11 protein-coding genes are annotated in these 13144 nt (G+C 68.4%); 4 read left to right on the top strand and 7 right to left on the bottom strand.

Translation table 11 applies throughout. The features are described from left to right. The first annotated feature begins 34 nt into the window (after positions 1–34). A complete protein-coding gene (locus tag NO998_RS11935) occupies positions 35–1333 on the top strand; it encodes a YihY/virulence factor BrkB family protein (protein WP_267647434.1) in 1299 nt (432 codons plus the stop codon). Between the two features lie 110 nt (positions 1334–1443). Here NO998_RS11935 and NO998_RS11930 read toward each other — a convergent pair whose 3' ends face one another. Continuing rightward, positions 1444–1899 (bottom strand): universal stress protein, encoded by a 456-nt coding sequence (locus NO998_RS11930; RefSeq protein WP_267647433.1) that lies wholly within the window; start codon positions 1897–1899, stop codon positions 1444–1446. 48 nt (positions 1900–1947) lie between these two features. Beyond that, positions 1948–3306 carry a type I glutamate--ammonia ligase gene (glnA, locus tag NO998_RS11925; RefSeq protein WP_267647431.1) on the bottom strand — a complete coding sequence of 453 codons (1359 nt, stop codon included), beginning with the start codon at positions 3304–3306 and terminating at the stop codon, positions 1948–1950. Positions 3307–3431: 125 nt separating this feature from the next. On the opposite strand from glnA, the gene lrp reads away from it, so the two are divergent. Then, positions 3432–3893, top strand: coding sequence for an HTH-type transcriptional regulator Lrp (gene lrp, locus NO998_RS11920; RefSeq protein WP_267647430.1), 462 nt, complete (start codon positions 3432–3434; stop codon positions 3891–3893). A gap of 43 nt (positions 3894–3936) precedes the next feature. Here the strand turns inward: lrp and NO998_RS11915 are convergent, their stop codons facing one another. The 4 genes from NO998_RS11915 to NO998_RS11900 form a co-directional block, all read right to left on the bottom strand. Continuing rightward, the gene (locus tag NO998_RS11915; RefSeq protein WP_267647429.1) at positions 3937–6345 is read right to left on the bottom strand and encodes a DUF2309 domain-containing protein; all 2409 of its coding nucleotides are present in this window, start codon (positions 6343–6345) and stop codon (positions 3937–3939) included. Beyond that, positions 6335–7822: a proton-conducting transporter transmembrane domain-containing protein gene (locus NO998_RS11910; protein ID WP_267647428.1), complete on the bottom strand. Its 1488-nt coding sequence runs from the start codon at positions 7820–7822 to the stop codon at positions 6335–6337. Before NO998_RS11910 ends, NO998_RS11915 begins: the two co-directional genes overlap by 11 nt. Positions 7823–8164: 342 nt before the next feature. Beyond that, the gene (locus NO998_RS11905; protein ID WP_267647427.1) at positions 8165–8650 is read right to left on the bottom strand and encodes an Lrp/AsnC family transcriptional regulator; all 486 of its coding nucleotides are present in this window, start codon (positions 8648–8650) and stop codon (positions 8165–8167) included. A gap of 95 nt (positions 8651–8745) precedes the next feature. Continuing rightward, a complete protein-coding gene (locus tag NO998_RS11900) occupies positions 8746–9816 on the bottom strand; it encodes an aminopeptidase (protein ID WP_267647426.1) in 1071 nt (356 codons plus the stop codon). 132 nt (positions 9817–9948) lie between these two features. Here NO998_RS11900 and NO998_RS11895 point away from each other — a divergent pair, with 132 nt between their 5' ends. Together NO998_RS11895 and NO998_RS11890 are read left to right on the top strand one after the other, a co-directional pair. Continuing rightward, complete coding sequence (locus NO998_RS11895) at positions 9949–10692, top strand: DNA polymerase sliding clamp (RefSeq protein WP_267647424.1); 744 nt, start codon at positions 9949–9951, stop codon at positions 10690–10692. 60 nt (positions 10693–10752) lie between these two features. Further along, a complete protein-coding gene (locus NO998_RS11890; protein ID WP_267647423.1) occupies positions 10753–11436 on the top strand; it encodes an HAD family hydrolase in 684 nt (227 codons plus the stop codon). Here the strand turns inward: NO998_RS11890 and NO998_RS11885 are convergent. Further along, positions 11433–13091 (bottom strand): sensor histidine kinase, encoded by a 1659-nt coding sequence (locus tag NO998_RS11885; protein ID WP_267647422.1) that lies wholly within the window; start codon positions 13089–13091, stop codon positions 11433–11435. The two genes, NO998_RS11890 and NO998_RS11885, sit on opposite strands and share 4 nt — an antisense overlap. Positions 13092–13144: the final 53 nt, after the last annotated feature.

The following is a 13144-nucleotide window of genomic DNA, read 5'->3' as shown; positions in this document are numbered from 1 at the left end:
AGGTTCTTGTAGCGCCCGCGTGTATCGCCGGACAGTGAAGTCACGCCTCCGTACCGCCATCTGGACGGTCAAGCGCGTCGCCGTCGTCTCGAAGGAACAGGACCTCACGTTCCTCGCGGCGGCGGTGGCGTACTACGCGTTCGTCTCGCTGATCCCGGCGGCGGTGCTCGCGCTGGTCGTCGCCACCACGCTCGGCGGCGAGGAGCTGGCGGCGGTCGTACTGGAGTCGACCGGGGACTTTCTCACCCCGAGCGGGCAGGACGTGCTGACGACGGCACTGACCGCCGACGAGGGGCGCGGCGGCGCGACGATCGTCGGAGTCGCCTTCCTGCTCTGGGGGACCCTGAAGGTGTTCCGCGCGCTCGACACCGCCTTCGGCGACGTGTACGGCACCGAGCGGGAGGACACGCTGCTCGATCAGCTGATCGACTCCGCCGTCGTCGTCGTCGGTATCGGCGCCTCGATGACGCTCATGTTCGTGCTCGCCGGCGCCTTCGCGGCGCTGGACCTCGGCGTCGTCGTCGAGGCGCTCGGCGTGCTCGCGTTGCCGGCTGTGCTGACCGCGGCGTTCCTCCCCATCTTCTACCGCTTCCCCGACACTGCCGTCACCGTCCGGGAGGTGCTTCCCGGCGCCGTCGTCGCCGCCGTGAGTTGGACCGTGATGCAGGCCGGCTTCCAACTGTACGCCGGCGTCGCCAGCACCTCTGCCTACGGCGTCGTCGGCGGGGTGATCCTGCTGGTGACCTGGCTCTACCTTGCGGGGGCCGTGGTGATCCTGGGCGCGGTCATCAACGTCGTGCTCGCGGACCACCGGATGCCGGGCGCCGAGACCGGCGGCGCGGCCGTCGGTGCCGGCGCGGGCCAGCCCCCCGCGACTGCCGGAGACCCCCACGCCGCGGCGACGTCCGACCGGCAGTTCCAAGGGGACTGGGAGCCAGCCTCCCGACATATGGGAGAGCGCGAACCCCGCGGCGCGCCCGACGTGGCCGAACTCGCGGACGAGGTCGAGGAGCTCCGGTCCGAGCTCGCCGGCTTCGAGGAGGACGTGGAGCAGCGGACCGTCGACCGGCCCCAACTCGAAGCCGACCTGAAGGCGTACGTCCGCTCGCGGATGCGCCGCGGGAAGGCACGCGGCTGGGGGCCGTATCTCGTCTTGCTCTACGGCGTCGCGCTGAGCCTCGGCGCGTTCTACTGGCTCGACGGCTGGGCCGCCGTCGCCGCGATGCTGATCACGTTCACCTCGACGCTCGGGCTCTACGTGCTGTTCGTCATGTTCGGCGGCGTCATCGGCGCCGCGAAGACGGCCGGCGGCTTCGCCGAGCGCTTCCGCTGAACCGCGGCCGGTGTCGCGTAACTCGTTTTCGCCGTCGCTCCGCTCGTGAGTGGCGAGGCTCGGACGGGGGTCGAACGGGGCCCGCGACGGCCACGGCGGTCCCGGCGCCGCTACGCCGTCCCGGATACCGGCGCGGTGTTCCTGACGATCACCACGTCGTATTGCCGGTCGGCGGCGACGTTGCCGCCGACGCTCGTGAGGTTCGTCACCAGCCTGCCGGCGTTCTCGCTGCCGACGAACACCATCGGCGCGTCCTCGGTCCGGGCGAGCCGTCGGATCACGCGAGCGATCGAACCGGCCCGCGCGCCGCGGGAGACGGGCTCGGCGCGGAACGACGCCTCGGGCGCCAGCGCCGCGACCTGATCGCCGAGTGTCGCCGCGATGGCGTCGGCGTCGAAGGGGTCGCCGGGGTCGATCCAGCCGTGTTCGCGGGCGTAGTTCGTGTTGCCCTGGGGCACGACTGCGACGGCCAACACCGTCTCGTCGAACGCCTCGGCGAACTGCACAGCGCGGGAGAGTGCCGCCTCTGCTAACGTCGACCCGTCGAACGGGACGAGAAGGGTCATACTACGGACTACTTCACCTGACCCGAAAAAGAGCGCGATTGCGGCGACTCAGAACGTCTCGAGGTAGCGGTCGAGTTCCCAGTCGGAGACGTCGACCAGGTAGTCGGCGAACTCCGCGCGCTTGGCTTCGACGAACTTGGGGCCGACGTGGGGACCGAGGGCGTCGTACACCATCTCGTCCGCTTCCAGGGCGTCGATGGCCTCGCCGAGATTGGTCGGCAGCGTGTCGATGCCGTACTCCTCGCGTTTCTCCTCGTCGAACTCGTAGATGTTCTCGCGGATCGGGTCGGGGCAGTCCGCGCCGCTCTCGATCCCGTCGAGGCCCGCGTGGATCAGCACCGCGAAGGCGAGGTAGGGGTTACACGACGGGTCGGGGAAGCGCGCCTCGATACGGGAGGCGGCGGGGACGCGCGCGGCCGGCTTGCGGATCAGCGCCGAGCGGTTGCGGTCGGACCACGCCACGTAGACGGGCGCCTCGTAGCCGGGCACCAGTCGCTTGTAGCTGTTGACGGTGGGGTTGGTGACGGCCGCCAGCGCCGGCGCGTGGTTGAGGATCCCGGCGGTGAACTGCTTGGCCGTCTCCGAGAGGTTGAACTCGTCGCCCTCGTCGTGGAAGACGTTCTCGCCGTCGTCGGTGAACAGCGAGAGGTGGACGTGCATCCCCGAGCCGTTGACCTTCGCGATGGGCTTGGGCATGAACGTCGCGTGGAGGTCGTGCTGGGCGGCGATGGCCCGGACGACCGTGCGGAACGTGGCGACGTTGTCGGCCGTCGAGAGCGCGTCGTCGTACTCGAAGTTGATCTCGTGTTGGCCCTCGGCGACCTCGTGGTGGGAGGCCTCGATGTCGAAGCCCATCTCCTCAAGCCCGTAGATGATGTCCCGGCGCACGTCGCTGGCGAGGTCCTTCGGCGCCACGTCGAAGTAGCCGCCGGCGTCGTTGGTCTTCGTCGTCGCGCGGCCCTCCTCGTCCTCCTCGAACAGGAAGAACTCGGGCTCGGGCGCGGCGTTGACCTCGTAGCCCATCTCGTCGGCGCGGTCGAGGGCGTCCTGCAGCACCGCACGCGGGTCGCCCTTGAACGCCTCGCCCGTGCTCGTATTGAACACGTCACAGATGAGTCGCGCGGAGGTGTCGCGCCACGGCAGCACCGCGAACGTGCTCGCGTCGGGCTTCAGGCGCATGTCCGACTCCTGAATGCGGACGAACCCCTCGATGGAGGAGCCGTCGAAGTAGATACCCTCGGTGAACGCTTTCTCGGCCTGGTCCGCGGGTACGGAGACGTTCTTGACCGTCCCGAGGATGTCCGTGAACTGCAGTCGGAGGAAGTCGATGTCCTCGCGCTCGATACGGTCGAGTACCTCGCTCTCCTCCTCGCTGAGTCCGCCGTCCGTGACTGGTTCGTCCGTCATGCTCTACCGGGGTCGAGAGGCTGATACTACAAGAATATTCCCCTCCTAACCCAATCTTGCCGAAGAGCAAATGGCAGAATTGGATGTTCGTAAAGTTCTTGCACCTCACCGACGGAGTGGGTACCATGACGTACGAAAACCTCGATGCACGCCTCATCAACTCGCTACTCGGGAACGGCCGCGCGAGCCTGCGGAGCCTCGGCGAGGAGCTCGACGTGTCGGTGACGACCGTCTCGAACCACCTACAGGACCTGGAGGAGCAGGGCGTGATCGAGGGGTACAGTCCCGACGTGAACTACCACGAACTGGGCTACGACGTGACCGCGGTGCTCCAACTCAAAGTCGAGGGTGCGGCGCTGCCTGAGATCACCGACCGGCTCTCGGGGCTCCGCGGGATGGTGTCGGTGTACGAGGTGACCGGCGACCACGACATCGTCGCCGTCGGGAAGTTCGAGGACACCGACGAGATGAACGAGCGGATCAAGCGGATCCTGACCGACGACGACGTGCGGGAGTCGAACACCTCGGTCGTGCTGAACGCGGTCGTCGAGAACCAGCAGTTCGAGTTGGCGATCAACGAGGAGTAGCCGTCGCCGACGCGTCGACGCCGTCGGCGCCGTTCGGGAGGGGTCAGTCGTCCGCGACGGGGCGAGCGTTCGGCATCGCCGGGGAGTCCTCGGGCGGGTCGGACGCTGGCGTCCACTCCAGGGACTCCGCGTAGTGGAAGGCGCGGTGGTCCTGCGTGGGGTCCACGACGGTCAGCGAGAGCCAGTCGTTGTCCAGAACCTCGACCAGTTGCTCGTGGCCGGCCAGGACCTCGGTGACCCGCTCGACCGGCGCGTGGACGACCGTCGAGAGGCGGAGCGGCTGGTGGTACGGCTCGCCGTCGGCGGCCATCACTGACTGGAGCGGGAGCCCGGCCATCAGGTCGCCGCCGTTGCCCTGATAGACGCCGACGTTGCCGACGGGGTTCTGTGTCACCTTCGACCCGCCGCCGTAGACGGCGTTGTCGACCGTCGAGAAGTAGTACTGGGCGTTGATCCACTGGGTGACGACCATCGGGCCGGTGAGGATCGCCTCGAGTGCGTCCCCGTCGGGGTCAGTCGACCAGTCGTAGGAGTGGAGGAACGCGCGCCCGTCGAGGTCGTAGCCGCGCGTCAACTCGCGGGGACCCACGACGAATCCGGCGTTGCCCGCCAGCCCCCACTCGGGGCGCGTCTCGGCCCAGTCGGCCGCACGGCGTTCGGTCTCGCGGACGCCAGTCGAGCCGTCGGCCCCCATCGACTCGGCGCGCTCGGCGGCCGCGTTCTCACGGGCCGTCGTGAGGTCCGCGCGAAGCTGTGTGAGGTCCTCGGCGTGGCTCTCTGGCACGCCGTCGGCGAACAGCTCGACTTCGTCGGTGGTCGTGTTGTGTTGGCCGGCGACGAACACCGTGTCCTCGGGGATGTCGAACCCGCGGTCGCGGAGTTCAGCTTTGACGGCCTCGTCGTTGCAGATCTTCGCGAGGACGCGGGCACTCGGGCCGCCCGGGTTGCCCGCACAGGCACCGCAGTCGAGGCTGGATTCGTAGGGGTTGTTCGCCGTCTCGCTTCCGTGGCCGGTGAAGACGACGAGGCGGCCGAACGTCTCCCAGCCCATCAACTCGAAGGCGGTCGCCGCGTACTCGACTTTCTCCTCGTCGGTCAGTCCCACCGGGAGGTCGCCGGAGTAGCTGTACTGGTGGTGGACGAGCGGGTCACAGAACTCGTGTTCGTCGGGCACGTTCTCGTCGGCCGCGTCGAGCAGGTCGTGAACGCGTCCGGGGACGAGCGTCCGGGCCGCGAGCGAGAGCGCGTAGCCGGCCCCGGCGGTCTCGACGTAGCCGTAGGCGGTGGCGGCGTTGGCCTCCAGTATCTCGATGACGTTGTCGGCGGCCGCACGGATACCGGACCAGCGGTCGTGGCGTGCCCGTGTGTCGTCGTCGGTCGGGAACTCGGAGATGTGGTGTTGTGGGTCGACGATCGGTGGGCAGGCAGCGACTGCGGTGTCGGCGTCGTACCCCTGGTACTCCATCGGGACGCCGAAGAAGCCGGCGTAGCCGTGGGTCTCGTAGTCGCCTGTCGCCTCGACGTGGCGACGGATGATCTCCGAGCGGGTGTCGATACAGAAGACCAACTGGGCGTCCGGGCGGCCCGACGGGTCGCCGTCGGCCATCGACCGGCTCTCTTCGGCCACGGTCCCGACGAGGTCGTCGCGGTAGGTCGCTTCCCACGCACGCAGGAACGCCTGTGCGAGTTCGTCCGCCGGGTGGACGTCGTCGGCAGTGTCCTCGTTCGGCTCGATTGGGGCGTCGACGGCGTCCACCAGTGCGAGACGCGCCGCGAGGTACCCCTCCAGCGTGATCGGGTGGGTGGACTGCCACGCGCCATCGTCCTCGGCGCGCTGCTTGATGAACCCGGTCCAGCCGGGGAGGGCCGCCAATTGGGTCTCGAAGATGGGGGCCCACTGGCCCTCGGGGAACGACTGCATGACCGTCGCGATAGCCGCTGTCGGCGAGTCGGGTAGGTCGGCGACGACACCCTCGTCGGGGATGTCGCTGTCGTACTGGGCCATGCCCCGGAAGGCGGTGTAGAACCCCGCCTCGCGGTTCGGCATCGACCAGTGGGCGCTCCCCTCGTCGAGGAAGGCCGACAGCCACTTCGTCAGCACGCGGTCGACGTGGTCCGTGGCGGCGTCCCCGTCGCCCCGCCCGGCGTCGGCCGCGTCGTCGATACGGTCGAGGAGGGTCTCGGGGTCGTCCTCGTAGCCCGCCTCGGCGAGTTCCGCTTCGAGGGTCCCGCGGTCGATCTGCCCGCGTTCGAGCGCCGCCGCGAACGTCTCGGCGCTGGGGTAGCCACGCCCGCCCAACAGGCTCGCGGCCCGCTCGACGGCCTCCCCGAACGGTCGGTCCTCGAACCCCGCGAGGGGGTTGGCCGTCACGAACGAGTGGATGGGCCACAGGGAGCCGACGGTGGTCGCTGCCTCCTCGATGCTGTCGCGGATAGCTGGTTCAGTACTCATTGTACTCCTCCGTGGAAGTCAGTAGGGTGTCCGACGCCGGTTGGGTGGCGTTCAGCAGTGCCACGTAGAGTCGCCGGCTCTGTTCGTGGACGCCCGTCTCGATGGCGACGTAGACGGAGACGAAGCCGACGGCGATGAGGCCGTGGAGCAGGGTCAGTTCGGTCGTCGCCGTGCTAACCGTCAGGAGCCCCGAGACGCCCTCGTAGACGACGGCGTAGATGACGATGGCCGGGAAGAACACCACCGGCACGGCGCCGTAGCGGACGAGCGGCGGGAGCGAGGTGTGCTGGACCGCGCTGCGGGCCGCGTGGAGCGTGGTGAAGACGACGAAGAAGGTCAACAGGAGGCCGCTGTCGACGTTCGCCCCCTTCCCCGTCAGGACCGTGAACACGACACCGCCACCGATCCCGGTCAGCACCGCGACGGTGACGCCGACGGCGCTCGTCAGGCGCCCGACGGTGTCCGCTGTGGCCCCGCTGGGGCTCGTGCGGTGGACCTGTTCGCCCGAACTGAGGAACTGATAGGCCTTGTAGAAGCCGTGCAGGACGAGGTGGGTGACCGCAGCCCCGAAGAAGCCGAGGCCGGCCTGCATGATCATGAACCCCATCTGGCCGACCGTCGAACAGCCGAGTTTGCCCTTGATGTCCGTCTGGACCGACTTCAGGAGCTTCCCGCCGGCGGCACTCGCCGCGCCGACGGCGACGACGGCGAGCATGAGTCCGGAGTCGACCGTCACGACCGGGGCGAAGCGAGTCAGCAGGATGCCGCCCGCGTTCACGAACCCCGCGTGCATCAGCGCGGACGCCGGCGTCGGGCCGGTCATCGAGGAGAGCAGCCAGCCGTGGAACGGGATGAGCGCGGACTGGATCATCGCGGCAAGCACGAGCGCGCTCACGGCGACCAGCCACACTGGCCCGCCGAGCGTGTCGGCGGCCGCGCCGATGCCGGAAACCGTCGACGCGCCGGTCGCCCGCCACAACGCGAGCAGCGCGACGCCCAGTAGCGCGCTACTGGCGAGGAAGTACTTGCGTGCGACCGTCGCAGCCGCCCGCGCCTGGTTCCACCCCTTGTTGATACCGATGAGTTCCGCCATCAACAGCCCCATCGCCGCCCAGAGCGACACGAACAGGACGACGTGATCGGCCGCGACGAGCGCCATCACGGCCGCGGTGAACCCGGACATGACGAGGAAGAACCGCGTTTCGTGGCTGCTGCCGGCCATGTACCGGCGCGAGTAGCTGTGAACGATCCCGCTGAAGAAGGTGACCACCACCCACATGAGGGCGGTCAGCCCGTCGACGGCGACCAGGCCGGGGAGTTCCCACGTCCAACCGGCCCGGAGGTTGGCGACGAGGACAGCGATGCTCGCGGCGAACAGCGACCACACTCCCCACGTTAGTGCAACGGGCACGAACGGCGATTCGACCGTCGTGTCCGGGCGTGCTCCGACCGTCGGGTTCGAACTGGTTCCTGGCATCGTTCAGTGCGTCGGACGACCGCTCCCGGCATCCGGGACGCGCCCCGTAATCCTGATTCGGTCGTACTTACTCGACTTGGAGAACAGAAGCAACGATAAATCTGTCTATGTTCCCAATCCGTTCGAGATTTGGCGATTGGTGAACAATCTGGTTCCGTTCGAGGGTCAGTCGGGCCATCCCGCGGCGTGTCATCGGACGAGCGTGCCTGTGACTCCGACAGCCGTGTCTGGGCGGGACGAGTCTGAGCCGTGGTTGCGTCGTCGACGACGCACGGGTCCAGAGGAGAGAGAAGCGACATCGACCGGGGAGTCGGCCGTTTCGCGGCCGAGTACGGTGTTTCCTTAGGACTCCTCGTCGGCGTGGGCCTCGGCGTCGAACTTGCCGAAGGGCGTCGTCTCGTGGCTTCGAACGAGGACCTCGTCGGCGACGGTGAGCCCCATATCGAGGAGTTCCTGAGCGACGGGCGTGATGTCGTCGTCCGTCTCGCCGACGGCGGTGACGAGGAGGTTCTGTTCGCCCGTGACCAACTCCTGAACCGAGACGACCCCCTCGATGTCCAGGATGGCGGGGATGAGGTCGGCCCGTTCGGGGATGGCCGCGGTACAGTACAGCAACATCCGGAGGGGGTAGCCCGATTTCTGATAGTCGACGTTGGCGCTGTACCCCTTGATCGGGCCGTCGGCTTCGAGACGCTGGATGCGCTTGCGGACGGTGCTGTCCGAGGTACCGGTCCGCTCGGCGATGTCCCCGGAGGACATGTTTCGAGCGTCCTCCTGGAGTGCGTACAGGATCGCTTTATCGATGTCGTCGATCTCCTGGTCGCTCATACCGGGGTGTGCGGGGCAAACACACTTTACCTTTGTACGTTGCGCGGGCAGGCCGGAGCGGTAGCCCCGCAGGGCGTTCGGGGGTGTCGGCCCGGCTACTCGAAGATGAACTCGCCGTTCTCCTGAACGACCTCGCCGTCGACCTCGATGACGGAGTCCTCGCTCATGTCGAGGATCATGTCGACGTGTTCGGCGCTGTCGTTGAGTTCGTTGCCCTCGCCGACACACATCGGGTAGGCGCTGCCGACCGCCATGTGGACCGTCTCGCCCATCTTCTCGTCGAACAGCATGTTGTAGGTGAACTGGTCGATGGCGTCGTTCATCCCGATGCCGAGCTCGCCGAGGTAGCGTGCACCCTCGTCGGTGTCAAAGACGCCCTGCAGCACGTCCTCGTTGCGCTCGGCGGAGAACTCGGTGACCTTGCCGTCCTCGAAGGTGAGGCGGACGCCCTCGACCTCGCGGCCCTGCCGGTAGAGTGGCATGTCGAAGTGGACCTCACCCTCGACGCTGTACTTCTCGGGGGCGGTGAACACCTCGCCGCCGGGGAGGTTCGCCTCGCCGTAGTCGTTGGCCGCGGTGTTGCCCTCGATGGACATCGTGAGGTCGGTCTCCTCGCCGGCGCGGATGCGGACCTCGCTTGCGTCGTCGAGGATCTCGACGAGGTTCTGCTGGAACTCGCGCTGTGCCTCCCAGTCCAGCGAGACGGCGTCGTAGACGAAGTTCTCGTAGGCCTCGGTGCTCATGCCCGCGAGTTGGGCGTAGCCCGAACTCGGGTACTGGGTGAGACACCACGTCGTATCGAGGCGGGCCTTCTTGACGGGGTCGTGGGCGCGGTTGTACGCCGCAGTCTGCTCGGGGGGCACGTCGGCTTTCTCGCTGGGGTTGGGGCCGCTGCGGGCGATGATCGTCGCGTCGGCGTTCTCGTAGAGCGCGAGTTCGTGTTCGGGCGTGTCGAACTCGTCGCTGTTGCGGAGGAACGCGCGGTCGGCGCGCTCGGAGTAGGTGAGCAGGAGGGGGTTGGCACCCTTCTCGCCAAGCAGTTCGTGGAGGGCAACGGCGAGGTCCTCGGCGTCCCCGGGGAGGTAGACGATCACGTCGTCGCCGGCCTCGATGCCGGTGGAGTGTTCGACGATGGTCTCGGCGTGTTCGCGGATGCGTGGGTCCATCGTTCGGAACTCTCGGCAGCGGCCCATACCGCTTGCGGAGTCGGTCCGGAGACGGGTCCTGCCCCGCACCGACGGCGCTTCGGGGCACCCGGAATCGGGAGGCTTTTTGAGTGGCGGGGGGAACCAACGGACATGTTCAAGGCCATCGTGAGCGCGTCGACGCTCCGGGACTCCCTCGACGCCGTGAGCGTGCTGGTCGAGGAGTGCAAGATCCGGCTGAACGAGGAGGAGCTGTCGATCCGAGCCGTCGATCCGGCGAACGTCGGCATGGTCGACCTCACCCTCGAAGCGGCCGCGTTCGAGTCCTACGAGGCCGACGGCGGCGTCATCGGCGTCAACCTCACGCGACTCGAGGAGGTCGCGGGGATGGCCAACGCCGACGACCTGATCCACCTCGAACTCGACGAGGAGACCCGCAAACTCCACATCGAGGTCGAAGGGCTCTCCTACACGCTGGCGCTCATCGACCCCGACTCGATCCGACAGGAGCCGGACATCCCGGACCTCGACCTCCCCGCCGAGATCGTGCTCGAAGGGGCACAGCTCAACCGCGGGATCACCGCCGCGGACATGGTGAGCGACCACATCCGCCTGCGCGTCGACGAGGCCGAGGAGACGTTCCACATCGAGGCCGAGGGCGACACCGACGACGTGGACCTGCATCTCGATGCTGCGGACCTGATCGACCTCACCGCCGGTCCCGCCGACTCGCTGTTCAGCCTCGACTACCTGAAGGACATGAACAAGGCCATCGCCTCCGACGCCGAGGTCCGCGTCGAACTCGGCGAGGAGTTCCCGGTGAAGCTTCACTACGAGTTCGCCGAGGGGCTGGGCAACGTGACGTTCATGCTCGCGCCGCGTATCCAGAGCGACTAACCGCGAGAGACCGCCCCACACCCGCCCCGCTTTTTTCAGCCGGCCAGCCGACCCACGAGCATGCGCGCCGTCTACTTCGACTGCGACGGGACCCTCCTCACCCTCGACTGTGAGTACGACGACCTGTTCGAGCGAGCCTGCGACGCCGTCGGCGTCACGGAGCAACGCTCCGCGAGCACCCAGAACGCGACGTGGTCTGGTGACGCCGATCCGACCGCCGAGGCACAGGCAGCCTACGGCGAGGCGTTCTTCGAGGCGTTCGACTGTTTCGAGCCGGATCCCTACCGAGCCGGGATGGCGGCCGCCGTCGAGGCGACGGCTCTCGACGCCGATCCCGACGAGCTCGCCGCCGCCTACGTCGATGCCGAGGTGGCAGCGTCGACGCCCGCAGCGGGTGCGCACGCAGCGCTCGACGCGTTCGACGGAGACGAGACGGCACTGGGCGTGCTGACCAACGGCGTCACGTCGGTCCAGCGCCGGAAACTCGAAACGGCGGGGCTGTTCGAGCGCTTCGACGCGTTCCTCTCGAGCTACGAGATCGAGGCTCACAAGCCCGACGCGGCGATCTTCGACGCCGCCCGGGAGCGCCTCGCCGGCGAGGCGTACGTCTACGTGGGCGACTCGCTGGAGCACGACGCCCGGCCGGCGCGGGAGGCGGGGTTCCTCCCGATCCACGTCGACTCGGGGGCCGAGTCGGGCGTCGTCACCGTCGACGGCCTCGACACACTCTCGGAGGTCGCTTAATCGGCGTCCATCGGGAACCGGACCTCGATCCGCGTCCCGCCGCCCTCGGGTGTCTCGATCTCCGTCGTGGCGCCGAGGAGCGTCGCCCCCCAGTGGACCGCCCAGAGGCCGAGCCCGCTGCCGTGTTCGAGCGCCGTCTCCCCGCCGGAACGGAGCACGGCGACCTCGTGGTCGGGGATCCCGGGCCCGGCGTCGGCGACGACGAGGCGGGCGACGCCGTCTTCGGCGATCAAGGAGACCCGAACCGGGTCGTCGCCGTGCTCCAGCGCGTTCTCGAGGAGGTTCTCGACGATGGCCTCAAAGGCCCGCTCGACCCCTTGGAGCGCTAGCGAGTCGGGAATCGCCGTCTCGACGGTCGCGTCCGGCCACTCGGTGCCGAGGTCAGCGACCACCGATCGGACCGCCGCCGCGGCGTCGAACGTCGTCTCCTCGGCGTCGAGGAACGCCTCGACCTGCCGGGCGTTCTCCCCCAGATCGGCCAGCCCGCGGGCGTTCTCCTCGATCATCTCGGCCATCTCCCGCTCCTCCCCGTCGAGTCGGTCGGCGAGCGTCCCCGCGTAGCCGAGGACGACCGTGAGGTCGTTCCGGAGGTTGTGCCGGAGTACGCGGTTGAGCACCTCCACGCGCTGGCGCTGGCGCTCCCGGACGGTCACGTCCGAGAGCACGACCGTGTAGCCCAGCGGCTCGCTGTGCTGGTCGTCGACGGGGCTGACCGTCACCTCGTAGCTGCGGCGCTCGTCGTCGGTGATCTCGACGGTCTCGGGCGGGTCCGCGGGGTCGAAGCGGTCGACGGGGAGGAAGCTATCGAGGGGGTCGCCGACCGCGCCGTCGGTATCGGTGCCGAGAGCGGCCTCGGCGGCGGCGTTGAGTTCGGCCACGTCGCCGTTGCGGGTGATGATGGCGACGCCGACGCCGACGTCGTCGAGGGCCGCACGGGCACCGAGCCGACCCACCGCTGGGGAGACGCCGAACAGCTGGTAGCGAAACAGCGCGTAACCGAAGGAGAGCCCGGTGATGCCGAGGCCGACGGGAGTGAGGTCCAGTCCCGGATAGGGGCCGACGAACAGCGCGGCCTTGGCCTGCGTGACCGTGGCGACGAGCGTGCCGACCACGAGCGCGACCGCCTGATCCCGGTAGAGCGAGTCCCGGGAGAGCACCAACTCGAAGATGAGCGCGACGCCGATGCCGACGAGCAGCCAGCCGTAGCCGACGTGTATCCAGTGCCAAACGCCGGGGTCGTACCAACTGATCGAGATCCCCAACTGTTCGACGACCCGGTAGTTCGACCAGACGAGGCCGTGGCTGTCGTTGGTGACGATCAGCGCCATCGTCGCCGCCGGGAGGGCGAATATCCCGGCGATCAGCCGGCGACTGATGTATCCCCCGCGGCCGGTGTAGGCGAGCGCGAACAGCAGCCACGAGGGGACGAGCACCGCCTTTCCCACCTCGACGGGGAGTTCGAAGAGGACGTGGACGGCGGGGTCGGGGACCAACAGCGAGGCCGCGTAGGGGAGCGCCCAGATGGACGCCCCGGCCATCATCGCCGCGAAGTACGTCGCTCCCGGTTCGTCGCGTCGCACGGCGTAGACGGCGAGTGCGAGGGTCGTGAGGCCGCTGAGGGCAGCGAGGACGACGTAGCCGAGCCCCCAGTTCATTACTCCCGATACCGACGGAACCGACATAAACCGCGGGGGCGATGTCACGCCGG

The sequence above is a fragment of the Halolamina litorea genome (assembly GCF_026616205.1).
Classification (GTDB): domain Archaea; phylum Halobacteriota; class Halobacteria; order Halobacteriales; family Haloferacaceae; genus Halolamina; species Halolamina litorea.
The sequence above is the reverse complement of the archived record's forward strand: the minus strand, read 5'-3'. Positions and strand labels throughout refer to the sequence as shown.

Excerpts from the sequence above, each read along its gene's own strand:
- NO998_RS11900 (WP_267647426.1), bottom strand. The coding sequence starts at position 9,816 with ATGGACCCACGCATCCGCGAACACGCCGAGACCATCGTCGAACACTCC.
- glnA (WP_267647431.1), bottom strand. The coding sequence starts at position 3,306 with ATGACGGACGAACCAGTCACGGACGGCGGACTCAGCGAGGAGGAGAGC.
- NO998_RS11930 (WP_267647433.1), bottom strand. The coding sequence starts at position 1,899 with ATGACCCTTCTCGTCCCGTTCGACGGGTCGACGTTAGCAGAGGCGGCA.
- lrp (WP_267647430.1), top strand. The coding sequence starts at position 3,432 with ATGACGTACGAAAACCTCGATGCACGCCTCATCAACTCGCTACTCGGG.
- NO998_RS11915 (WP_267647429.1), bottom strand. The coding sequence starts at position 6,345 with ATGAGTACTGAACCAGCTATCCGCGACAGCATCGAGGAGGCAGCGACC.
- NO998_RS11905 (WP_267647427.1), bottom strand. The coding sequence starts at position 8,650 with ATGAGCGACCAGGAGATCGACGACATCGATAAAGCGATCCTGTACGCA.
- NO998_RS11885 (WP_267647422.1), bottom strand. The coding sequence starts at position 13,091 with ATGAACTGGGGGCTCGGCTACGTCGTCCTCGCTGCCCTCAGCGGCCTC.
- NO998_RS11895 (WP_267647424.1), top strand. The coding sequence starts at position 9,949 with ATGTTCAAGGCCATCGTGAGCGCGTCGACGCTCCGGGACTCCCTCGAC.
- NO998_RS11910 (WP_267647428.1), bottom strand. The coding sequence starts at position 7,822 with ATGCCAGGAACCAGTTCGAACCCGACGGTCGGAGCACGCCCGGACACG.
- NO998_RS11890 (WP_267647423.1), top strand. The coding sequence starts at position 10,753 with ATGCGCGCCGTCTACTTCGACTGCGACGGGACCCTCCTCACCCTCGAC.